A 23,853-nucleotide genomic window follows, 5' to 3' on the forward strand; every position below is an offset into this window, starting at 1 on the left:
CCAAATTCGTTTTAGACAAGCTCAAAAAATTTAAAGGATTAACATGACAGACAAATCATACAAAATTGCCGTTTTACCAGGCGACGGCATCGGCCCAGAAGTAATGGCGCAAGCACATAAAGTGTTGGATGCAATCGAAAAGAAGCACGGCATTGCGTTTGAGCGTGACGAGCACGATGTAGGTGGTATCGCGATCGATAATCACGGTTGCCCACTTCCAGAAAGCACCGTGAAAGCGTGTGAAGAGTCTGATGCAGTCCTATTCGGCTCAGTTGGCGGTCCTAAGTGGGAACACTTGCCACCAAATGACCAACCTGAACGCGGTGCCCTACTACCACTACGCAAGCACTTCCAACTGTTCTGTAATCTACGCCCAGCACAAATTCACTCAGGCCTTGAAGCTTTCTCACCACTACGCGCAGACATCTCAGGTCGCGGCTTTGATATCGTTGTTGTTCGTGAACTAACAGGCGGTATCTATTTCGGCCAACCAAAAGGTCGTGAAGGTGAAGGTCCAACAGAGAAAGCGTTCGACACTGAGGTGTACCACCGTTACGAAATCGAACGTATTGCAAAAATCGCTTTTGAGTCTGCTCGCCTACGTCGTAAGAAAGTGTGCTCTATCGACAAAGCGAACGTTCTACAAAGCTCTATCCTATGGCGTGAAGTGGTCGAAGAAATCGCAAAAGACTACCCAGATGTTGAGTTGTCACACATGTACATTGATAACGCAACCATGCAGCTTATCAAAGATCCTGCACAGTTCGACGTAATGCTATGTTCAAACATCTTCGGCGACATCATTTCTGATGAGTGCGCGATGATCACTGGCTCTATGGGTATGCTGCCATCAGCAAGCCTAAACGAAAGCAAATTCGGTCTGTACGAGCCAGCAGGCGGCAGTGCACCAGATATCGCAGGTAAGAACATCGCTAACCCAGTGGCGCAAATCCTATCTGCTGCACTGATGCTGCGTTACAGCCTAGGTGAAGAAACGGCGGCACAAGACATTGAAGCAGCAGTGTCAAAAGCACTATCAGCGGGTGAGCTAACGGGCGATCTTGCTGGTGACAACCCTGCACTTACAACATCTGAGATGGGCGATAAGATCGCTGAATACATCTTAAACTCATAATACAAAACAGATTCATAATAAATACTAAATCCTCGGTCAACCAATGGCTTTCCTCTAAGTCATTGGTGCAATAGCAAGGCAGCAAGCCCATTTATATTAAGGCGTTTAGTTCGCTAAATAACTGGATAAATGGGTGTCGCTAACGCAGTTATTGCGGCAAAGGCGACGAGGAAAGGAAGCAAACAATGGGCAAAACATTATACGAAAAAGTCTACGACGCACACGTTGCCGTCGCAGCAGAAGGGGAAAACCCAATCTTGTACATCGACCGTCACTTGGTACATGAAGTGACATCTCCGCAGGCTTTCGACGGTTTGCGTGAAAAAGGTCGTAAAGTGCGTCAGGTCAGCAAAACTTTTGCCACCATGGACCACAACGTTTCTACAACAACCAAAGACATCAACGCATCCGGTGAGATGGCACGTATCCAGATGGAAACGCTATCGAAAAACTGTGAAGAGTTTGGTGTTACGCTTTACGACATCAACCACAAATACCAAGGTATTGTCCACGTTATGGGCCCAGAGCTTGGTATTACCCTACCGGGTATGACGATTGTTTGTGGTGACTCGCACACGGCTACACACGGTGCATTCGGCTCTCTTGCTTTTGGTATTGGTACATCTGAAGTTGAGCACGTATTAGCAACTCAAACGCTAAAACAAGCGCGCACTAAAACGATGAAGATCGAAGTGAAAGGCAAAGTGGCTCCGGGCATCACCGCTAAAGATATCGTGCTAGCGATCATCGGTGAAACCACAGCTGCTGGCGGTACAGGTTACGTGGTTGAATTCTGTGGTGAAGCGATCACCGACCTTTCAATGGAAGGCCGCATGACCGTATGCAACATGGCGATTGAGCTAGGTGCGAAAGCCGGTTTGATTGCACCAGATGAAACCACATTCGAATACATTAAAGGCCGTAAATTCTCACCTCAAGGTGCGGACTTTGATGCAGCAGTAGAATACTGGAAGACATTAAAAACTGACGATGATGCTCAGTTTGATGCGGTCGTGACGCTAAACGCAGCAGATATCAAACCACAAGTCACTTGGGGTACTAACCCTGGCCAAGTTATCGCGGTAGACCAGCCGATCCCAGCACCAGAAAGTTTTGCGGACCCAGTAGAAAAAGCCTCGGCAGAAAAAGCATTGGCTTACATGGGTCTAGAAGCGGGCAAGTCATTGTCTGATTACAACGTCGATAAAGTCTTCGTTGGTTCTTGTACTAACTCACGTATCGAAGACATGCGCGCAGCCGCTGAAGTAGCGAAAGGTCGCAAAGTCGCGTCTCACGTTCAAGCGCTCATCGTTCCTGGCTCTGAGCAAGTAAAAGCGCAGGCAGAAGCGGAAGGCTTGGACGTTATCTTTAAAGAAGCGGGCTTTGAGTGGCGCCTACCAGGTTGTTCAATGTGTCTAGCAATGAACAACGACCGTTTGGGTCCACATGAACGTTGTGCGTCTACTTCCAACCGTAACTTTGAAGGCCGCCAAGGTCGTGATGGCCGTACCCATTTGGTTAGCCCTGCGATGGCAGCGGCGGCAGCAATTGCTGGTCACTTTGTAGATATTCGTGAACTAGACTAAGGAGCACACAAATGTCAGGCTTTAAACAACACACAGGTTTAGTTGTTCCTCTAGATGCAGCGAACGTTGATACTGATGCCATCATTCCAAAACAGTTCCTGCAAAAGGTCTCTCGCCTAGGTTTTGGTAAGCACCTATTCCATGACTGGCGCTTCCTAGACGATGCTGGCGAACAACCGAACCCAGAGTTCGTGATGAACGCTCCTCGCTACCAAGGCGCTTCTATCTTGCTAGCGCGTGAAAACTTCGGTTGTGGTTCTTCTCGTGAGCACGCACCGTGGGCACTAGCGGATTACGGCATCAAAGCGATGATCGCACCAAGCTTTGCCGATATTTTTTACGGCAACTCCATCAACAACCAGATGGTACCTGTTCGCCTTACAGAACAAGAAGTGGATGAAATATTCCAATTTGTTGAGGCTAACGAAGGCGCTGAAGTGGAAGTGGACTTAGAAGCTAATGTCGTTCGTGCTAATGGCAAAGAGTACAGCTTTGAAATCGACTCATTCCGTCGTCACTGCCTGCTAAACGGTTTGGACAATATCGGTCTTACCCTTCAACACGAAGACAAGATTGCCGAGTACGAGGCGAATATCCCAAGCTTCTTGAGCTAATTCAAATCGTAATTGAAGCAAATACAAGGTTGGCATTGGCCAGCCTTTTTTCTTTTATTTTCATTACCTCAGAAAGAAACTACTTCTTCTACAGGTCTACACTATCAACAAGGTTTAACCCAAAGGTTCAATTATGAAGCGTATATTATTGATATTGTGTGCCCTCGTCTCTTTCTCCGCTTTTTCTGCGCCGAAATCCGATTTGTGGCCGTATTGGAAGCAATCGAATCAAGCCAACAAAACACAAATTTCTCACCAAGAATGGCAACAACTATTAGACCGCTATTTGGTTGAGCAGGATGAAAACACGTTATTTCGCTATAACCAAGTTTCAGCAACGGATAAAGCGAAGTTAAAACAGTACATCCAACGCTTAGCCAAACTCGATCCCCTACAATACAATCAAGCAGAGCAATACGCGTATTGGGTTAACCTTTATAACGCCATCACCGTTGACCTAATTTTGGATAACTACCCTGTTAAATCCATTACGAAACTAGGCGGGCTATTTAGCTTTGGACCTTGGGGAGACGAAGTTGTGGTGGTGAATGGTAAAGATTTGACTTTAAACGACATTGAACATCGTATTTTGCGTCCAATTTGGCAAGATCCGAGAACACACTATGCAGTGAATTGTGCAAGCTTGGGATGTCCAAATTTACAAACTCAAGCTTTCACCGCTGAAAACACGCAGGCGCTACTCGACTCTGCAGCCAAAACATTTATTAACAGTAGTAAAGGTGTATCAATTAAAGGTAATTCAGCGCAGCTTTCTTCCATTTATGACTGGTTTGCTGAAGATTTTGGCGGTGAGGAACAAGTATTTAATCACATTGCTCAATATGCACCGCAATACCAAGGCTTTTCTGGAAAAGTAAAATACGAATACGATTGGAATCTAAATCAAGCCAATTAATGGGGACTGGTAGGTCTATGCGCTTTTGGATCATGCTAACCCGAAAGCTCGAAACCATCACCAAACCAAAGACCAGACAGAAACTAAAAAAGGGCACTAGGTGCCCTTTTTTATTGAGATTTGATGAGAATACGCGCTTATTTAAAGCCCTTCACCTTTTTGATCAGATCGTACGCGTTTTGAATTTCCTGCGACTTTTCTTTCGCGACGTTCATCATCTCTGGTGGTAGACCTTTTGCCATCAATTTATCTGGGTGATGCTCGTTCATCAATTTACGGTAAGCACGCTTCACTGTTTTGCCGTCTGCATCTGAAGACACATCCAGAATTTTATAAGCATCCGCCAGTTGATCCGCTTGCGAAGCTTGTTGCCAACCTGAACCTGATGACTGGTACTGGCCTTGATGTTGTCCTTGGAATCCACCCTGACTTTGGAAACGGAACGCCGCTTCTTGCATGTGCAGACGACGCTCTAGTTGCTCCGAAGAAAACCCGAGGCCACGTGCAATTTTATGTAGTACATTTCGCTCACTTGGATGAATCGAACCGTCAGCAAAGGCTGCCGAGATCTGCAGCTCTAAGAAGAACTGCAATAAATCGAAACGACCGCCTGAAGATATCTTTACACGTACCAACACATCATCTAGAGGGAAGCCACTTTCTTTCCCTTCACGAAACGCGTCTTGTGCTGCGCGGCGCTGGTCGCCATGAAGACTCATGCGGTCCATCATCGCTGATGCTAATTGAATCTCTTCTTTAGTCACTTGACCTTTGGCTTTTGCTAGGTGGCCCATTACCGCAAACGCCGCTTTGAAGAACTCTTCTTGCCTCTGTGCTTGGCTAGGCCCTTTACCGAAACCTCCTGTAGAAAATCCAGCTTGGCTTAAACGACGCGCTTTATCGAATTGGTGACCGATAAATAGGCCAAACAATAAACCGAATGGGCCACCGAGTAACAAGCCAAAAAAGGCACCCAAAATTTTGCCAAAAATATGCATTATGTGTTCTCTATCAATGAATTTTTATCGACGACGGCGGTCTTATAGTGCCGGACGCAACGATTTCCTTTATGATAATGGAATTAGTTTTTTTATGATCAGGCTATTTCGCCTGCTTATCTTTGCAGCTATTTTATATCGGCATTATGCCACAGCGAATCCATGCTCTGGGATAATTGCAAACTATAGTTGATTCATTTGGCTATAACGCGAGGGTACAACAAGCCCTATAGCCATCGAGTAGCAGTGACACAGGAAAGTTCAATTCAATGCAACATTTCTCCCGCACATGTTTAGCGGCCTCTATCAGCACCGCCTTGTTTGTACCTACCACTCAAGCTGAAGCGAATATCAATGATAGTGTGCAGGAAATGCCCACCACAGATCAATGTTTGGTCGAAACAAGTGGTGAGGAGGACGCGCTTAACTCTGAAGTCGTCGTACAAGCAGACCGCTTACAAGCCATCAATGGCGACAAAGCTCAGTACTCTGGCAACGTTGAAGTCACGCAAGGCCCGAAGAAAATCACCGCGGATAGCGTAACACTTCACCAGCAAGACAACGTGGTTGTGGCCGAAGGTAACGTGACCTTCAACGATGGTAAAGTGAAAGCACGCTCTGACCGTGTGACCAACGACATCAACCAAGATACCTTCTCACTCGAAAACACCGATTATCAGTTCCTTTGCCAACAAGGTCGAGGTACAGCGGCATACATCGCGCGTACTGGTCAGTCAGTGTATGAGTTAGAAGATGGTTCGATTACCTCTTGTCCTCAGGGCGATAACGCTTGGCGCTTAGTTGCATCAGGCATCGATGTCGACCAAGACGAAGAGACAGCAACCCTGCACCACCCGCGTTTCGAAATATTGGATGTGCCAGTTTTCTACGTACCGTATATGACCATGCCAATTGGCGACACGCGTAAAACGGGTTTCCTATTCCCGTCTATGTCGTATGGCTCTAGTGATGGCATGGAGGTTGAGCTTCCATTTTACTGGAATATCGCGCCACAGTACGACATGACGATTACACCTATGTACATGCAAAAGCGTGGTAATAAGCTGGATACTGATTTTCGCTACCTAACCGATGGTTGGGGTGACGGTGAGATCAAAGGCGAGTACATGGGCAGCGACAAAAAGTACTTTGATGAGTCGCGCTGGGGTTACCAATTTAAACACGACGGTATTATCAACAAACAATGGGTGGTCAGCCTTGATTACTCCAAAGTGAGTGATATCGACTACTTCCGAGATCTAGATTCCGACATTGGTAACCGTGAAGATGGCCAACTGCTCCAAGAAGGTGAAGTGAAATATCGCTCAAACTTCTGGGATGCATCATTACGTGTCCGTGACTTCCAAATCCTACTAGAAGAAGACAACCAGCCATACCGTCTTCTACCTGAACTTGAGTTGAACTACTACACGCCACTGTGGGGTAACTACGTAAACTTCGATGTGAAGAGCCAACTTAGCCGCTTCGATACCGATGATACTGCGAAGCCAGATGCAACCCGTGTTCACGTCGAGCCAGGCATTACTATTCCTCTATCGAGCTCTTGGGCAACTTGGACTACAGAAGCTCGCGTCTTGTCAACATACTACTCGCAAGACATAGAAGGACTGACTGATCCAGACCTACGTAATACACTGGATGAAAACGTGTCACGTGTCATTCCAGAATTCCGTACCCATGCGCGTATGTACCTCGAGCGTGATACAAGTTGGATTGAAGGCTATACCCAAACACTTGAGCCACAGTTGCAATACTTGTATGTGCCAGATGAAGACCAAAGTAACATTTACAACTACGACACCACCTTGCTGCAAACCGACTACTACGGTCTATTCCGCAGCCGTAAATACAGTGGTATCGACAAGATCGCTTCTGCAAACCAGTTAAGCTACGGTGCAAGTACTCGTTTCTTCGATGATGATTACAAAGAGCGATTGAACGTTTCGTTTGGTCAGCTCTACTACTTCGACAAGAAGACTAAGCTCAGCAATAACCCAAGCATGCCCGATGAAACGTCAAACTACTCGTCATGGGCAATTGAAACCGATTTCAACTACAACGATTACCTGTTCTACCACGGTGGTCTCCAGTACGACATCGACTTGAGCTCAATGCAACTGGCAAACAGCACCTTGGAATACCAATTTAACGGCGGTTTTATTCAAGGTAACTACCGCTACGTAACGCGTGAGTACATCGAAGATACGATCATTGTCGAAAACCTAGATACGATCACTCGTAAAGGCATTTCACAAGCGGGTATCGTAGCGGCATACGAGTTCAACCCGAGCTGGTCTGCAAGCGGTCAGTACTACTACGACCTAAATGAAAATATTGATATGGAATGGCTAGCCAGCTTGCGCTACCAATCAGATTGTTGGTACTTCGGTCTAACCTACTCAAACCAACTATTGGGCTGGGATGAAAAAGCGATCGGTAGCGATGGTTCATCACCGAAATACGAAAATAACATCAGTGTTAACTTCGGTATTCAGGGGTTTGCAACCAACCAACGTGCAGATACCGCCGCGAAAGAACTTGATGGCTCAGACAATGCGATCAAATACGGTCGACCATTCTATTTGAACAATTAATCAAATTAAGCGTCTTACCTATAACAAGACGCTTAATCACTATTACTGACGGAATTTTTAATGAAAATTTGGAAATCACTCTTATTCACCACCCTACTTTCTTGTGGTGTAACAGCAGCGCCAGTAGAGCTTGATAAGGTTGCAGTCATCGTAAACGATGGTGTGATTCTGCAAAGCGACATCGATACCGCGATGAAAACGCTTCAAGCAAACGCTCGCCAAAGTGGCAAGAGTCTACCTTCAGCAAGCGTGCTGAAAGACCAAGTGGTAGAAAAGCTTATTATCGACACGCTTCAAGGCCAAGAAGCTGAGCGCATCGGTGTACGTATCGATGATAACCGCCTTAATCAAGCGATTGCAGAGATTGCTCGCAACAACAACCAAAGCGTGGAACAGTTGGCAGCCTCTGTACAAGCAGAAGGTCTAAGCTACTCTGAATTCCGCGAACAGATTCGTAAAGAAATTGCCGCTTCTGAAGCGCGTAATGCACTGGTTCGTCGTCGTATCAACATTCTTCCTGCTGAGGTAGATAGCCTTGCAGACCAGTTGGCGAAAGAAACTAACGCAACCGTTCAATACAAGATTGGCCATATCCAACTTCGTTTCTCTGACGACAAAGACAAGTCAGAAGTCGAAGCAGAAGCTAATGCATTGGTTAAGAAACTCAAAGACGGTGCAGATTTCTCTGAAATGGCGTACACCTACTCAAAAGGCCCGAAGGCACTACAAGGTGGTGATTGGGGTTGGATGCGTAAAGAAGAAATGCCGACCATCTTTGCTGACCAAATCAAGATGCAGAACAAAGGCAGTATCATTGGCCCATTCCGCAGCGGTATCGGTTTCCACATCCTAAAAATTGAAGATGTGAAAGGTCTTGAGACGGTAGCGGTCACAGAGGTAAATGCTCGCCATATCCTTATCAAACCAACCGTTATCTTAAGTGACGACGGTGCGAAGAAAGAACTAAACGAGTTCATCCGTCGCATCAAAGCAGGTGAGGCGACCTTTGGCCAATTGGCAACACAATACAGCCAAGACCCAGGTTCAGCCGCTCAAAATGGTGAACTGGGTTACCAAACACCTGACTTATACGTACCAGAATTTAAACACCAAGTAGAAACACTACCAGTAGGCTCAATCAGTGCACCGTTCAAAACCGTACACGGTTGGCACATTGTTGAAGTACTAGACCGCCGTCAAGTTGACCGCACAGACTCAGCAATGAAGAACAAAGCTTACCGCATTCTATTTAACCGTAAGTTTAATGAAGAAGCTGGCGCATGGATGCAAGAGCTACGCGCAAGCGCATTCGTTGAAATCGTGGATGACAATGATGGCAACTAATTCGATTCGTAGAATCGTCGTGACCGCAGGGGAACCTGCGGGCATCGGCCCGGATTTGGTACTGGCCCTATCTAAGGAAGACTGGGCGCACCAAATTGTCGTATGCGCAGACAAAAATGTATTGGCAGAAAGAGCCAATCAACTTGGCATAAACGTTCAACTGTTTGATTACAATCCAGAAGAAGCACCCAAAGCGCAACAAGCTGGCACCTTAATCATAGACCACATCGAAATCGCAGAGACTGCGGTAGCTGGTCAACTTAATGAAGCCAACGGCCACTACGTGTTAAAAACACTAGAAAGAGCCGCTTTGGGCTGTATGAATGATGAATTTGATGCTATTGTCACCGGCCCTGTGCATAAGGGGGTGATAAATCGCTCAGGTGTAGCGTTCAGTGGACATACTGAGTTCTTCGCCGAGAAGTCCAACACACCGTTGGTCGTGATGATGCTAGCCACCGAAGGCCTGCGAGTTGCTCTAGTAACAACGCATATCCCTTTGGCTTACGTATCTAAAGCCGTCACGGAAGAGCGATTAGAAAAAATCATCGATATTCTTCATAAAGATCTTGTAGAAAAATTTGCCATCTCGCAGCCAAACATCTATGTTTGCGGGCTAAATCCACATGCGGGAGAAGATGGCTGTTTGGGTCGCGAAGAGATCGAGACCATCACTCCGACATTGGAAAAGATTCGACAAGAAAAAGGAATCAATCTGATCGGCCCATTGCCGGCAGACACCATTTTCAATGAAAAGTATTTAAACGATGCTGATGCTGTTTTAGGTATGTACCACGATCAAGTGTTGCCAGTATTAAAATACAAAGGCTTTGGTCGTTCAGTAAACATTACGCTTGGTCTACCATTTATAAGAACCTCGGTGGATCACGGTACTGCATTAGAGCTGGCAGGGACAGGTCAAGCGGATACAGGGAGCTTCCGAACAGCGCTCACGCATGCGATAGAATTGGTAGAGAAGAAACAATGAGAAATGATGTCCATTTAGGACACAAAGCGCGTAAACGTTTTGGTCAAAACTTCCTGAACGATCCATACATTATTGACGGTATCGTATCAGCAATTAACCCAAGACCAGGTCAAAACCTTGTTGAGATCGGCCCGGGCCTTGGTGCAATTACCGAACCTGTTGGCCGCGAAGTCGATAAGTTCACGGTTATCGAGTTAGACCGAGATCTAGCAGAGCGTCTACGCAACCACCCAGAATTGGCTGACAAGCTTACAATTCATGAAGGCGATGCAATGCGCTTTGACTTCACTCAGTTGGTGAAGCCAAACAACAAGCTACGTATCTTCGGTAACTTGCCATACAACATCTCTACACCATTGATGTTCCACTTATTTGAATTCCATAAAGACATTCAAGACATGCACTTTATGCTTCAAAAAGAAGTGGTAAATCGTTTGGCAGCAGGTCCTGGAAGCAAAGCTTACGGCCGCCTAACGGTTATGGCTCAATACTACTGTAAAGTTGTGCCTGTACTAGAAGTACCGCCAACGGCGTTTGTTCCGCCACCAAAAGTAGACTCTGCTGTTGTTCGTCTTGTGCCTTACGAAGAACTGCCACATCCTGCAAAAGATTTGCGTTTGCTGGAGCGAGTATGTCGTGAAGGCTTTAACCAACGCCGCAAAACAGTACGTAACTGTTACAAAGCACTGATCAGTGCAGAAGTGTTGGAAGAGCTAGGTGTAAACCCAAGCATGCGTCCAGAGAACCTGACGCTACAACAATTCGTCGCCATGGCGAACTGGCTCGCGGATAACCCGCAGCACTAAGAACTCAAACGATAAGCCAAACCCCTGCCGGTTTGGCTTATTATTATTGGGATATTACGTTTCTCGAGGAGTGCACATGGACGTCATTCAACCTTGCATCAAAATCCAAGTTCATACCAAATACATTGAAGAACAGTCCAACCCAGAACTGCAGCGATACGTCTTCGCTTATATCATCACAATAAAAAACCTCAGCCAACAAACTGTCCAACTAGTTAGCCGTCGCTGGTTAATCACCGATTCAAACGGTAAGCAAATGACGGTAGAAGGTGAAGGTGTTGTTGGTCAACAGCCGTTTATTCCAGGTAATGACGAATACACATACAGCAGCGGAACTGCGCTTGAAACACCGGTTGGCGTTATGCAAGGACACTACATTCTGCTGGATGAAAAGGGCAATGAATTTATCACCGAGATCGACCCGTTCCGTTTGGCGATACCAAACGTGTTAAATTAATCAGGAGACTCAGTGGCTACCTATATTGTTGGTGATATCCAAGGCTGTTTTGATGAACTGCAACAACTGCTAGAGCAAGTCAATTTTTCTGCGCCACATGACCAACTTTGGTTGGCTGGCGACCTTGTCGCTCGAGGGCCTAAGTCTCTAGAGACATTGCGTTTTGTTAAGTCTCTTGGTGACAGCGCAAAAGTCGTTTTGGGTAACCATGACTTGCACCTAATGGCCGTTTCTCAAGGGCTAAAAAAGGTCAAAGACAAGGATAAGACCGCGCCAATCTTCTCTGCTCCAGACAAAGAAGAACTGCTGACTTGGCTATCACAACAGCCACTGTTGGCAGAACACGATGACTTTGTCATGTGTCATGCAGGCATCTCTCCACTATGGGATCTTGATACTGCTAGAAGCTGTGCACGTGAAGTGGAAGCGATCATTCGAGGTAAACAATTGCCTTGGCTGCTAGAAAATATGTACAGCAATCAGCCTGATCTCTGGGATGAATCCCTTTCAGGACTCGACCGCTATCGCTACACCATCAATGCATTTACTCGCATGCGTTTTTGCTTCCCTGATGGTCGCTTAGATATGGATTGCAAACTACCGCCGCAAGAGGTCTCGGAAGATGAGCTCGTGCCGTGGTTCAAACTGCCACAACGAGTGCCTTTAGAAAAAGCGGTGTTGTTTGGCCACTGGGCTGCACTGCAAGGTCATATAGATGAAAGCATCATTGGTCTTGATACTGGCTGCGTTTGGGGAGGCTCGCTCACCATGATTCGTTGGGAAGACAAGCAAGTTTTCACTCAACAAGCACTCAGTTAACAGCCCTGATTGCCGGACTAGAAAACAAAAAGCACCGCATTTGCGGTGCTTTTCTTATTCGGCTCAATTTGATTATTTTTCTAAAATCGTAAAACGCATGTTGTAAGCGTTTTTCTCATCCGCTTGATACGCTTCAGAGTATGTTTCTTTAAACTCATTCCCCCAATCTGGGAACTGAGTATCGCCCTCAATTTCGGCTTCAATATGCGTGACATACAGTTTGTTAGCCATCGGTAAACACGCGGCATATATCGCCCCACCACCAATGATCATCACTTCTTCTACTTCACCAGCAACCTCAAGTGCTTGCTCAATTGATGTGACCGTCGTAACACCTTTAATGGAAAGTGAAGCATCACGGCTGATGACAATGTTCAAACGACCAGGCAAAGGACGCCCAATAGACTCATAGGTCTTACGCCCCATCACAACTGGCTTGCCCATGGTGCAACGCTTAAACCATGCAAAATCGGCAGGAAGGTGCCAAGGCATCTGGTTGTCTTTACCGATGATTCGGTTGTCTGCCATCGCGGCAATCATGCTGATGATCATATTGGATCCTTATACTATGGGTCTGCGGCGATAGAATAACAGCCCCGGAACCGCCAAGCCAACCGCTAAGCCAGCAATAATAAACATCGCCTTAAGAAAGTTCTCCATACATGTCGCAATAAGCTCAGGTGAATAACCTAAGTGGTTTATCTCTACCATGGCGATCATGGCCTTATATGCGAATACGCCCGGAACCATAGGAATCAAAGCAGCCACAGTGAAGACTTTAGGGTGAGCAAGAAAACGATGGGACCAATGCACACCGATCAAACCGACTAACGTCGCTGCAAAAAACGTTGCCCATTCAATTGGCAAGCCAAAGTGCATCATTAGGTAGCGACTGCCATGACCAATTGCACCACCTACCGCGCAGTACTTGAGTGCTTTTTGCGGCACATTAAACACCATTGCAAAACCAACGGCAGGAATAGCGGCGAAGAACATATCATTCAACAGCCCTAACATGAGTTCAAATACGCTCATTAGCTCATCCACCCCCAAATCCCCGTTACTTCCATTGCCGCAACAATACCGAGGCAAGTTGCTAAGGTTAATAAGCTCGCCATGGTAAATCGCGCAATGCCCATATTGATATGACCTTTCAGCATATCAGCAACCGAGTTAATCAGTGGGAAACCAGGTACTAGCATCAACACCGATGATGCCATCGCAACAGTTGGCAGGTTGCCAATGTCAAAAATCACCGCTTGAGCAGAGATTAGGGTGGTCACAAACGCTGTGACAGCGAAGTTGAGAAGAGGGTTAAAGTGGCGGTGGCCAATTTCTTGTCGAACGGTCATACCGCCTGCAGAAGCAAGAAACGTCATGACAAATACACCTAAGTCTCCACCCGCTAAATGGCTGAAAGCCGCGCAAGAAAGGCCGATCATGAACACGACCAACCAACGGTTATAACGCTCTGGGCTAATGGTGTTGAGTTTCTTCTGCGCCATTCTCACATCGAGTAAGCCGCGCTCCATCATGATACAAATGCGTTGGATCTGGGTGATCACTCGCATGTTGATCCCGCGATCGGCACAACTTCTGGTCGTTGTAATGCAATGATCGTCTTTTACTGTCGTGACAACCAAAGCATTCGCAGATAATGCCACTGCCACTTCGCTGACACCACAGGCAATACCGATGCGCTGCATGATGTCACTCACAAGCGTACTTTCTGCTCCGTGGGCTAATAGCATTTGCCCAGCTTGGGCAACAAGCCGAGAAATGGCCCTTTGATTGGATGCCGTCGTTGCACAAGACGGTATAACTTCCGATGTCATAAATACTTCCTAAGTCCGTTAAGCTCATTATTGTGCCGCAAATCACATCGTCTAAACATGATTTAGATACAAAAAAAGCCGCAATAAACATTGCGGCTTAATGAATTAGCTAGCGATTAGTCGCGGACGTAAACAACGTGACCGTCGTCTTCTTCATCGTCCCAATCATCCCAATCGTCGTCATCTTCTTCAGTGATAACGTCTTTACCAGCGATTGCGTCTTTATGGTAATCATCCCACATGAAGTTTACTTTATCTTCTTCAGCAACTTCTTCCTCTTCACGAGGTAGGTTTTCCATAAAGTCTGCTAACTTGTAGCAAAGCTCTTTTGTACCGTTACGGTTGATCGCTGAGATCTTAAAGAACTCGTCTTCCCAACCTAGCGCGTCCAAGATCTCTTGGATCTTTTCATTCGCTTCTTCTTCTGGCATCAGATCCGTTTTGTTGAAGACTAGCCAACGAGGTTTACCTGCTAGTTTCTCACTGTACTGCTCCAGTTCATCAATGATGGTTAGGGCATTTTGAATTGGATCTGACTGATCGATAGGCATGATATCAATCATGTGTAGCAGTACGCGGCAACGCTCTAGGTGCTTAAGGAAGCGAATACCTAGACCAGCACCGTCAGCTGCGCCTTCGATTAGACCAGGGATGTCTGCAACCACAAAGCTCTTCTCAGGAACCACACTCACAACACCCAAGCTTGGGATTAGCGTTGTAAATGGGTAATCTGCTACTTTTGGTTTTGCTGCTGATACTGCGCGGATAAAGGTTGATTTACCTGCGTTAGGTAGACCAAGCATACCAACGTCAGCCAATAGCAATAACTCTAGACGGATTTCACGGATTTCACCTTTAGTACCTAGCGTTCTCTGACGAGGCGCACGGTTTACTGAAGATTTAAAACGCGTGTTACCAAGACCGTGCCAGCCGCCTTTCGCGACCATCACTTTCTTACCGTGTTCTGCTACTTCTGCAACGATTTCGTTAGTGTGGATATCAACTGCGCGAGTACCTACTGGAACGCGAAGTGTGATGTCTTTACCACGTTTACCAGTACAGTTACCACCGCGACCGTTTTCACCGCGTTCTGCTTCGTAAAAGCGTTGGAAACGGTAATCGATCAGGGTATTTAGGTTTTCATCGGCTTGGATGTATACATCACCACCATCACCACCGTCGCCACCATCTGGGCCACCTTTAGTGATGAATTTTTCACGCCAGAAACTTACAACGCCGCTACCGCCGTCACCAGCCTGAACTTTAACTACCGCTTCATCTACGAACTTCATCTTTTACTCCGACTACTTCGTGCGTGGATTAAATCTGATTTGCCATCAAACAATTTTAGCAGATGACAGATCTAAGCTCCCAGATTCCAACCCCTCAGGGATAAAACGAGAAACTTGAATATGTCGACTGCTACAAATAAAAAACCCCGCCGAATCGGCAGGGCTTTTGAATTCAGCTATAAAGCTTTAGTAATTAACCTAAAAGGTAAAATTACTCAGCTTCGATGCTTACAAACTTACGGTTCTTAGGACCTTTAACCTCGAACTTCACCTTACCTTCAGTAAGAGCGAATAGAGTGTGGTCTTTACCGATACCTACGTTGTTACCAGCGTGGAACTTAGTACCACGTTGACGAACGATGATGTTACCTGCAAGAACAGATTCACCACCGAAACGTTTAACACCTAGACGTTTGCTTTCTGAATCGCGGCCGTTACGAGTAGAACCACCAGCTTTTTTGTGTGCCATTGTTAAACTCTCCTAATAGATTAAGCGTTGATACCAGTGATCTTCACTTCAGTGAACCACTGACGGTGACCCTGTTGCTTACGAGAGTGCTTACGACGACGGAACTTAACGATTTTAACTTTATCGCCACGACCGTGTTGTACTACTTCAGCAACAACTTTGCCGCCCTCTACAAGAGGTGCGCCAACTTGGATTTCTTCGCCGTTAGCAACAAGAAGAACTTTATCAAATTCAACAGTTGCGCCCGTTTCAACGTCTAATTTCTCTAAACGAAGAGTTTGACCTTCGCTTACACGGTGTTGTTTACCACCAGATTGGAAAACAGCGTACATATTTTACTCCGCTTTTTCCGCACAGCCTTTTCATGAGGGTGTGCGCTAAACTAATCATCAATAGGGCGCAGATTCTACAGAAGAGATGCCCCTATGACAAGCCATATTTTGAAAAAATTGGCGAAAAGCTAATCGCCAAAGAAAAGTGCGGCAATCATGCCCTTTAGTAATGTATTAATCAACGTTTTTTAGTGTATTATTCGACAATTATATAAATCGAATAAGCCTTGCAGGGTCTAACTTCAGCCGGATATACGATGGATTTTAAAACTATCCAAGCGCTTACTGCCGATGACATGGCAAAAGTGAATGAAACAATTCAAGCCCAACTAAATTCTGATGTCTCTTTAATCAACCAACTCGGTTTCTATATCGTGAGTGGTGGAGGCAAACGCTTAAGACCACTTCTGGCGATATTGTCAGCACGTGCTCTTGGTTACCAAGGTAACGGCCATACAATGGCAGCTGCGTTTATCGAGTTCATCCATACGGCAACTTTGTTGCACGATGATGTGGTAGACGAATCAGACATGCGCCGCGGTAAAGCGACAGCAAACGCTGCGTTTGGTAATGCCGCTAGCGTGTTAGTTGGGGACTTTATTTATACTCGCTCATTCCAAATGATGACTGAGCTAGGATCAATGAAGATCCTTAAACTGATGAGCGACGCAGTTAATGTGATCGCAGAGGGTGAGGTTCAGCAGTTGATGAACTGTAATGATCCTGACACGACAGAAGAAAGCTACATGCAGGTCATCTACTCTAAGACCGCACGTTTGTTTGAATCCGCTACACAGATTGGTGCGATTCTTAACGATGCGCCGGAAGAAGTAGAAGTGGCATTCCAGAACTACGGTAAATATTTGGGCACAGCATTCCAACTGATCGACGACGTGATGGATTACACGTCTGACGGTGAGGATATGGGTAAGAATGTTGGTGATGATTTGGCTGAAGGCAAACCAACGCTTCCTCTACTTCATGCAATGCGCAATACCACGCCAGAGAATGCGCAGATGATTCGTGAAGCGATTGAGAAGGCTAATGGCATGGATCGACTAGAAGATATTCTAGCGGTAATGCAGGAAGCTGGTTCGCTGGAATACACCACGCAAAAAGCGATGGATGAAGCAGATAAAGCGATTGCAGAGCTCGCAATCCTTCCTGAATCTGACTACAAGCAAGCGCTGGTTACCCTAGCTCACATGGCGGTGAAGCGAACTAGCTAAGGCTGAATAGAAAGACCCTAAAGTAAAAAGGAAGAGCTGAGCTCTTCCTTTTTGTTGTCTGTGGTTTGTTGGATGGGTGTTAAACCTAATAGTACTGATCACAATTACCATGTAGTTGAGGGTTGTCTTCGATCTCGTCAAAGCTTACCGCCAATTGCTCTTCCGAGCCCTGCTTAGCCAACAATACCGTTTCTGCTTCTTGGTCAACCACTAAGATGGTTCCCACCCCTTGCTGACACTCTACAACCATACCTTTACGGATTCGATTTGCTTCCATCACCCTCTCCTTCACAAAGTTACCCGATTCAAACTCTGTTACGCGAGATAAGGTGAAAAGATCAAAAAAGCCGATCATCAGATCGGCTTTCAATTTAAATTGTCTTCTTTATATAACCTATATAAAAAGACGCTTATTTAGCAAATTCAACACCAATGTTGATATCACCATTTAGTGTTTCTAACATGCCATCTAATGCTGACTTCTCGTAGTCGCTTAGCGCACCGTAGCTTAGAACTTCTTCTACGCCGTCTTTACCTAGCTTCACAGGTTGTGCGAAGTATGGTGCATGTTCGCTGCCACCGTCTACATAAGCACACTCCACGACGCCTTCTTCACCTTGAAGAGCACGTACTAGCGCTAAGCCAAAGCGACATGCAGCTTGGCCCATAGATAGAGTTGCGCTACCGCCACCCGCTTTCGCTTCTACTACTTCTGTACCCGCATTCTGGATACGTTTCGTTAGCGCTTCAACTTCTTCAGCAGTGAACTCAACACCTTCTACTTGAGATAGAAGAGGAAGAATAGTCACACCAGAGTGACCACCGATAACAGGAACGCGAACGTCACCTGGATCTTTGTCTTTTAGTTCAGCCACGAAGGTTTCTGAGCGGATAACGTCCAGCGTTGTAACACCAAACAGTTTGCGCTTGTCGTAAACGCCAGCTTTTTTCAACACTTCAGCAGCGATTGGCACTGTTGTATTCACTGGGTTAGTGATGATACCAACACATGCTGTTGGACATACAACTGCGATCTTTTCCGCTAGCGACTTAACAATGCCAGCGTTTACGTTGAACAGATCCGCGCGATCCATACCAGGTTTACGAGCTACACCAGCTGAAATTAGAACGACATCCGCACCTTCAAGTGCAGGTGTTGGATCTTCGCCAGCGTAACCTTTAATAGAAACCGGAGTTGGGATGTGGCTTAGATCTGCAGCCACACCAGGAGTTACTGGAGCAATATCGTATAGGGCTAAATCTGAACCTGCAGGAAGACGGTTCTTAAGTAGAAGGGCCAGAGCTTGACCGATGCCGCCAGCGGCACCAATAACGGCTACTTTCATGTAGTTCTCCTTGAGAGTATTTCTCTTATAAACGTATTCGTAGGGTATTTTGTAACCAGCTGAAATAAAGCTATCGGAATCACAACTTGATTACAATCAATTAACGCCAGCTTTGCGACCTCGCGCAACTCGCTGTTACCGTGCTACAAACAAAGGCTTGATTATTCGTTTATTCTGTTGAAATGACAAGAAATTCAGTGCAATAAATAGGTCAACAATTTCATACTTAAAGAACCCTATCCTGTTTAAGGTTTACAGTGATGGAATTAACATAATGTCGTGACTTTTTGGCACTGCATGAATATCTATGCGAGAATATGCAAAATTGCTGACCCTTGATAAGAGAATCATAACGACTATGCGCAATTCAGAAAAACAAGATAACTTAGTTCGCGCTTTTAAAGCCTTATTAAAAGAAGAGAGCTTTGGCTCACAGGGTGAGATCGTTGATGCACTAAAACAACAAGGTTTTGAAAGCATCAACCAATCCAAAGTTTCTCGCATGTTGACTAAGTTTGGTGCCGTACGTACACGTAACGCAAAAATGGAAATGGTTTACTGCCTACCAGCAGAGTTAGGCGTACCAACAGTTAGCAGCTCTTTGCGTGAACTGGTGTTAGATATCGACCATAACGCAGCTCTTGTCGTTATCCACACCGGCCCAGGTGCCGCTCAATTGATTGCTCGCCTACTGGACTCATTAGGCAAATCAGAAGGCATCTTGGGTGTGGTTGCTGGTGATGACACCATCTTCATTACCCCGACAATGCCAGTTTCTACAGAACAATTGTTCAAATCTGTGTGTGAGCTTTTCGAGTACACAGGCTAAGTAACTGTTTGTGGGCTATGAAATTAGTTGAGTTTTGTAGCCCATGAAAAATGTAAATTTTTTTGATTTTTTAGCTTATTTTTTACCCATCTATTTGTGATTTACATCACGCTATTGGTTTTTTTAATACCCTCGCCAACATGCAAGATAAGTAATTGTTCTAAAAAGAATTAGTCTACGAATTCATCCCCACACACCAATTCACGCTTTAGACTTATTCGCTATAGTTTTTAACAATCGGATAATTTTCTGCCAATTTTTTGTTATGATTCGCTCGCTTTTTCAAACGATTGGATTGGAAAAGATGCCGTTTCCAAATAGGAAACTCCTGAAGTAATTTATGGTTATTTCCGGGTTAATAATGAATATAAGGAAGGAAATTCATGGCATTTAACAAACTTCTAAAAGTAGGCGCTATCGCTGCAGCAGTTATGGGCGCAGGCGCAGTTAACGCTCAAGAGTTTATTACTATCGGTACTGGCTCTGTTACAGGTGTTTACTACCCTACTGGTGGTGCTATTTGTAAATTGGTGAACAAAGGTCGTAAAGATCACAACATCCGTTGTTCAGTGGAATCGACTGGCGGCTCAATTTACAACGTCAACACAATCCGTGCTGGCGAGCTAGACTTTGGTATCGTGCAATCGGATTGGCAGTACCATGGCTACAACGGTACGAGTAAGTTTGCTGAACAAGGCCCGTACAAAAAACTACGTGCAATGTTCTCTCTTCATACCGAACCTTTTAACATCATCGCACGTGCAGATTCTGGCATCGAAAACGTTCAAGACCTTAAAGGTAAGCGTGTAAACATCGGTAACCCTGGTTCTGGTGACCGCGCGACAATGGGCGTAGTGATGGACGCAATGGGCTGGACTAACGACAGCTTTAAACTTGCATCAGAACTAAAAGGTTCAGAACGTTCTCAAGCACTATGTGATAACAAGATCGACGCGTTTATCTACATGGTTGGTCACCCGAACGGTTCAATCAAAGAAGCAACAACCTCTTGTGATGCGAAGCTAGTTCCAGCGACTGGTCCAGAAATCGAGAAGATCGTTGCTGATAACCCTTACTACGCATTCAGCACAGTCCCTGCTGGCATGTACCGTGGTACAGACAAAGACGTAAACAGCTTTGGTGTTGCGGCAACAATGGTAACGACATCTGATGTTTCAGATGACGTAGCTTACAACGTTGCAAAAGCGGTATTCGAAAACTTCGATACCTTTAAGCGTCTACACCCTGCATTTGCAAACCTGAAGAAAGAAGACATGGTGAAAGCTGGCCTTTCAATCCCTCTTCACCCAGGTGCAGAGAAATACTACAAAGAAGTAGGTCTGCTTAAGTAAGCAACTACTAACTTCAAGCTCAGACAGAAAAGGATGGTTTTCTGTCTGATTGAGTATGCTGGTCGAGCACCTTCAACCAGCATACTTTGTTCAATTTTGCCGATTTCTCTCGGAAGTCGCGCTCACACACCTAAGAAAAAGAAAACGCACTTTTCCATACCTATGAATCAATTGGTTGAAGGATTGTAGCGATTCACTCGAAAGCAAACTTCGCTCTATTCACTACACTGTTATAGCGAAGCGGGGTTCTCGATACACAATACAGACAGGACCATCAATAATAAGGAAAAAGTACATGGCGACGAACAACACTCCGTCACAAGATGTGCAAGAAATGGTGGCTCAGGCAGACACAGGTGCGCGTAGCCCAATGGGCTTGCAAGGTAGAATCTTATGGTTCGTACCACTGTGCTGGTCGCTATTTCAATTATGGTATGCCTCTCCGCTACCATTTATTTTTAATTTTGGCGTACTCAACGATACTGAAGCGCGAGCAATTCATTTAACTTTTGCCACTTTCCTCGCTTTCACTGCTTACCCAGCAATGAAGAACTCTCCGCGTGACCATATCCCATTAATCGACTGGGCATTGGCATTAGCGGGTAGCTTTGCTGCAGCTTATATTTATATTTTCTATACCGAACTGGCCGGGCGCTCTGGTGCACCGACAACCGTTGACATCGTAGTCTCAGTAACGGGTATGGCTCTATTGCTTGAAGCAACGCGTCGTGCACTGGGTCCACCGTTGATGGTCGTTGCCGCAGTATTTCTGACCTACACCTTTGCTGGTCCATATATGCCAGATGTTATTGCTCATAAAGGTGCAAGCTTAAACAAAGCAATGTCACACTTATGGCTAACCACAGAAGGCGTATTCGGTGTTGCACTTGGCGTATCAACATCTTTCGTATTCTTGTTCGTACTGTTTGGTGCCATGCTAGAGCGCGCAGGTGCTGGTGCTTACTTCATCAAAGTTGCTTTCTCACTGCTTGGTCACATGAAGGGCGGTCCTGCAAAAGCGGCTGTCGTTGCATCCGGCCTATCTGGTCTGGTTTCGGGCTCATCCATCGCAAACGTAGTAACCACAGGTACCTTTACAATTCCACTGATGAAGCGAGTAGGCTTCCCGGGCACAAAGGCAGGTGCGGTTGAAGTTGCTGCGTCGACGAACGGCCAGCTAACGCCGCCTATCATGGGCGCTGCAGCCTTCCTAATGGTTGAATATGTTGGTATCTCTTACGTTGAGGTAATCAAAGCAGCCCTACTTCCTGCACTTATTTCCTACATTGCTCTGATTTACATCGTTCACCTTGAAGCATGTAAAGCGGGTATGACCGGCCTTCCTCGTCGCCACAACCCAACCATGCTACAAAGCCTATTGTCATTTACTGGCACTATCCTTGGCTTGTGCGTCATCAGCGCCTTGGTTTACTACGGTGTGGGTTGGACTAAAGACGTATTTGGCGATGCTGCAACAACCATCGTAACCGTCGCCCTATTAATTGCTTACGTCGGTCTGGTGAAGGTTTCAGCAAACCACGCCAAAGACGGCGCAATTGAAATTGATGCAGAACTCACAGAGGTTCCAGATCCAGGCCCAACGATTAAATCTGGTCTGCACTATCTGCTACCAATCGTTGTGCTGGTTTGGTGTTTGACTGTAGAACGCTTCTCACCGGGTCTGTCAGCATTCTGGGCAACCGTGTTCATGATCTTTATCTTGCTAACGCAGCGCCCACTGATTGCTTTGCTATCAAAACAAGGTGACTTGGTTGAGCAGACCAAAGACGGTTTTGTTGATCTCGCAGAGAGTTTGGTATCTGGTGCGCGCAACATGATCGGTATCGGCGTGGCAACCGCTGCAGCAGGTACGGTAGTTGGTGTGGTCACCTTGACTGGTATCGGCTTGGTTATGACAGACTTCGTCGAGTTCATCTCTGGCGGTAGCATCATCCTTATGTTGCTGTTTACGGCAGTAATCAGCTTGATCCTGGGTATGGGTCTGCCAACGACGGCAAACTATATCGTGGTATCAACGCTAATGGCACCGGTTATCGTAACTCTGGGTGCGGCTCATGGCCTGATCATCCCACTGATTGCGGTGCACTTATTTGTGTTCTATTTCGGTATCCTTGCAGATGATACGCCTCCTGTAGGTTTAGCTGCCTTTGCCGCTGCCGCAATTGCTAAGTCAGATCCAATTCGTACGGGTATTCAAGGCTTTACCTACGATATTCGAACCGCAATTCTGCCATTCATGTTCGTCTTCAACACTCAACTCTTATTGATGGGCATTGATTCATGGTGGCACCTAGCGTTAACCGTGATCTCTTCCATTATTGCGATGTTGATCTTCTCCGCGGCAACACAAGGTTGGTGGTTCACTCGTAACAAGTGGTGGGAAACGATCCTACTATTAGTATTAACCTTCTCGTTCTTCCGTCCTGGTTTTTGGTGGGACATGCTCTACCCAGCGAAAGTTCTTTCCCCTGGTGTTGAGATAGCTCAAATCACAGAAGGGTTAAATGTAGGAGAATCCATAGAGTTACGTGTCGCTGGAGAAAACCTTGAAGGTGACTACGTTGAAAAAACGGTACGTCTTCCGTTCGAAGATAAAGCAAAAACTGCAGAAGAGCGCATCTCTTCTATGGGCCTAATGCTGACCGAGAACGACGGCAAAATGATCGTAGACATGGTTGAATTTGGCAGCCCGGCAGAATCTTCAGGAATCGACTTCGATTGGGAGATCAAATGGGTAGTTCAAGATGCTGAACGACCAATGAAAGAATGGGTATTTGTGCCTTGTTTGATGATTTTGCTGGTACTTGCCCTGAACCAAAAACGTCGTGCTCGTAAGGAACAGCTGAGCGCATAACCGATTTGGCCCCGAG

At 46.0% G+C, this 23,853-nt stretch carries 23 protein-coding genes; 14 read left to right on the forward strand and 9 right to left on the reverse strand.

Annotated elements, in window-relative coordinates; all coding sequences use genetic code 11:
* Positions 1-43: 43 nt before the first annotated feature.
* The 4 genes from leuB to QTO06_RS06730 all read left to right on the forward strand — a co-directional run bounded on the left by leuB (position 44) and on the right by QTO06_RS06730 (position 4,251).
* Positions 44-1,135: a 3-isopropylmalate dehydrogenase gene (gene leuB, locus QTO06_RS06715; RefSeq protein ID WP_208444328.1), complete on the forward strand. Its 1,092-nt coding sequence runs from the start codon at positions 44-46 to the stop codon at positions 1,133-1,135.
* A 185-nt stretch (positions 1,136-1,320) separates the two neighbouring features.
* Positions 1,321-2,721: a 3-isopropylmalate dehydratase large subunit gene (gene leuC / locus QTO06_RS06720; protein WP_331407266.1), complete on the forward strand. Its 1,401-nt coding sequence runs from the start codon at positions 1,321-1,323 to the stop codon at positions 2,719-2,721.
* Between the two features lie 11 nt (positions 2,722-2,732).
* Positions 2,733-3,335, forward strand: a complete 603-nt coding sequence (leuD, locus tag QTO06_RS06725; RefSeq protein WP_009707791.1) for a 3-isopropylmalate dehydratase small subunit — start codon at positions 2,733-2,735, stop codon at positions 3,333-3,335.
* Between the two features lie 133 nt (positions 3,336-3,468).
* Positions 3,469-4,251, forward strand: coding sequence for a DUF547 domain-containing protein (locus tag QTO06_RS06730; RefSeq protein WP_331407267.1), 783 nt, complete (start codon positions 3,469-3,471; stop codon positions 4,249-4,251).
* Between the two features lie 137 nt (positions 4,252-4,388).
* Here QTO06_RS06730 and djlA read toward each other — a convergent pair whose 3' ends face one another.
* Positions 4,389-5,249: a co-chaperone DjlA gene (djlA, locus tag QTO06_RS06735; RefSeq protein ID WP_331407268.1), complete on the reverse strand. Its 861-nt coding sequence runs from the start codon at positions 5,247-5,249 to the stop codon at positions 4,389-4,391.
* Between the two features lie 269 nt (positions 5,250-5,518).
* Between djlA and lptD the strand changes: the two genes are divergently transcribed.
* From lptD to apaH, 6 genes are all read left to right on the forward strand, one after another.
* On the forward strand, positions 5,519-7,864 hold the full coding sequence (lptD, locus tag QTO06_RS06740; RefSeq protein ID WP_331407269.1) for an LPS assembly protein LptD: 2,346 nt from the start codon (positions 5,519-5,521) through the stop codon (positions 7,862-7,864).
* A 60-nt stretch (positions 7,865-7,924) separates the two neighbouring features.
* Positions 7,925-9,208, forward strand: coding sequence for a peptidylprolyl isomerase SurA (gene surA / locus QTO06_RS06745; protein ID WP_005528603.1), 1,284 nt, complete (start codon positions 7,925-7,927; stop codon positions 9,206-9,208).
* Positions 9,198-10,196, forward strand: a complete 999-nt coding sequence (gene pdxA / locus QTO06_RS06750; RefSeq protein ID WP_050909122.1) for a 4-hydroxythreonine-4-phosphate dehydrogenase PdxA — start codon at positions 9,198-9,200, stop codon at positions 10,194-10,196. The genes surA and pdxA overlap by 11 nt, the downstream gene beginning before the upstream one ends.
* Positions 10,193-11,002 carry a 16S rRNA (adenine(1518)-N(6)/adenine(1519)-N(6))-dimethyltransferase RsmA gene (gene rsmA / locus QTO06_RS06755; protein WP_005528601.1) on the forward strand — a complete coding sequence of 270 codons (810 nt, stop codon included), beginning with the start codon at positions 10,193-10,195 and terminating at the stop codon, positions 11,000-11,002. Before pdxA ends, rsmA begins: the two co-directional genes overlap by 4 nt.
* A gap of 76 nt (positions 11,003-11,078) precedes the next feature.
* The gene (apaG, locus tag QTO06_RS06760; protein ID WP_331407270.1) at positions 11,079-11,459 is read left to right on the forward strand and encodes a Co2+/Mg2+ efflux protein ApaG; all 381 of its coding nucleotides are present in this window, start codon (positions 11,079-11,081) and stop codon (positions 11,457-11,459) included.
* A gap of 12 nt (positions 11,460-11,471) precedes the next feature.
* On the forward strand, positions 11,472-12,278 hold the full coding sequence (apaH, locus tag QTO06_RS06765; protein WP_331407271.1) for a bis(5'-nucleosyl)-tetraphosphatase (symmetrical) ApaH: 807 nt from the start codon (positions 11,472-11,474) through the stop codon (positions 12,276-12,278).
* 72 nt (positions 12,279-12,350) lie between these two features.
* Here apaH and folA read toward each other — a convergent pair whose 3' ends face one another.
* From folA to rplU, 6 genes are all read right to left on the reverse strand, one after another.
* On the reverse strand, positions 12,351-12,830 hold the full coding sequence (gene folA / locus QTO06_RS06770; protein ID WP_331407272.1) for a type 3 dihydrofolate reductase: 480 nt from the start codon (positions 12,828-12,830) through the stop codon (positions 12,351-12,353).
* Between the two features lie 9 nt (positions 12,831-12,839).
* Entirely contained in the window at positions 12,840-13,313 is a 474-nt protein-coding gene (locus tag QTO06_RS06775; RefSeq protein WP_331407273.1) for a threonine/serine exporter family protein, read from the reverse strand.
* Positions 13,313-14,113, reverse strand: coding sequence for a threonine/serine exporter family protein (locus tag QTO06_RS06780; RefSeq protein WP_005437378.1), 801 nt, complete (start codon positions 14,111-14,113; stop codon positions 13,313-13,315). Before QTO06_RS06780 ends, QTO06_RS06775 begins: the two co-directional genes overlap by 1 nt.
* Positions 14,114-14,229: 116 nt before the next feature.
* Positions 14,230-15,405, reverse strand: a complete 1,176-nt coding sequence (cgtA, locus tag QTO06_RS06785; protein WP_005437377.1) for an Obg family GTPase CgtA — start codon at positions 15,403-15,405, stop codon at positions 14,230-14,232.
* A gap of 211 nt (positions 15,406-15,616) precedes the next feature.
* Complete coding sequence (rpmA, locus tag QTO06_RS06790) at positions 15,617-15,874, reverse strand: 50S ribosomal protein L27 (RefSeq protein ID WP_005383095.1); 258 nt, start codon at positions 15,872-15,874, stop codon at positions 15,617-15,619.
* A gap of 20 nt (positions 15,875-15,894) precedes the next feature.
* Complete coding sequence (gene rplU / locus QTO06_RS06795) at positions 15,895-16,206, reverse strand: 50S ribosomal protein L21 (protein ID WP_005437376.1); 312 nt, start codon at positions 16,204-16,206, stop codon at positions 15,895-15,897.
* 257 nt (positions 16,207-16,463) lie between these two features.
* Here rplU and ispB point away from each other — a divergent pair, with 257 nt between their 5' ends.
* Positions 16,464-17,435 (forward strand): octaprenyl diphosphate synthase, encoded by a 972-nt coding sequence (ispB, locus tag QTO06_RS06800; protein WP_045482144.1) that lies wholly within the window; start codon positions 16,464-16,466, stop codon positions 17,433-17,435.
* 85 nt (positions 17,436-17,520) lie between these two features.
* Here ispB and QTO06_RS06805 read toward each other — a convergent pair whose 3' ends face one another.
* Together QTO06_RS06805 and mdh are read right to left on the reverse strand one after the other, a co-directional pair.
* Positions 17,521-17,712, reverse strand: a complete 192-nt coding sequence (locus QTO06_RS06805; RefSeq protein WP_331407274.1) for a hypothetical protein — start codon at positions 17,710-17,712, stop codon at positions 17,521-17,523.
* A gap of 133 nt (positions 17,713-17,845) precedes the next feature.
* Complete coding sequence (gene mdh, locus QTO06_RS06810) at positions 17,846-18,781, reverse strand: malate dehydrogenase (protein ID WP_020196545.1); 936 nt, start codon at positions 18,779-18,781, stop codon at positions 17,846-17,848.
* A gap of 358 nt (positions 18,782-19,139) precedes the next feature.
* Here mdh and argR point away from each other — a divergent pair, with 358 nt between their 5' ends.
* From argR to QTO06_RS06825, 3 genes are all read left to right on the forward strand, one after another.
* Complete coding sequence (gene argR, locus QTO06_RS06815; protein ID WP_005430583.1) at positions 19,140-19,610, forward strand: transcriptional regulator ArgR; 471 nt, start codon at positions 19,140-19,142, stop codon at positions 19,608-19,610.
* Positions 19,611-19,993: 383 nt separating this feature from the next.
* Positions 19,994-20,962 carry a TAXI family TRAP transporter solute-binding subunit gene (locus QTO06_RS06820; RefSeq protein ID WP_005437372.1) on the forward strand — a complete coding sequence of 323 codons (969 nt, stop codon included), beginning with the start codon at positions 19,994-19,996 and terminating at the stop codon, positions 20,960-20,962.
* 295 nt (positions 20,963-21,257) lie between these two features.
* Positions 21,258-23,837: a TRAP transporter permease gene (locus QTO06_RS06825; protein ID WP_331407275.1), complete on the forward strand. Its 2,580-nt coding sequence runs from the start codon at positions 21,258-21,260 to the stop codon at positions 23,835-23,837.
* Positions 23,838-23,853 lie beyond the last annotated feature (16 nt).

Origin of the sequence: Vibrio sp. M260121 (assembly GCF_036533715.1) — a bacterium.
Classification (GTDB): domain Bacteria; phylum Pseudomonadota; class Gammaproteobacteria; order Enterobacterales; family Vibrionaceae; genus Vibrio.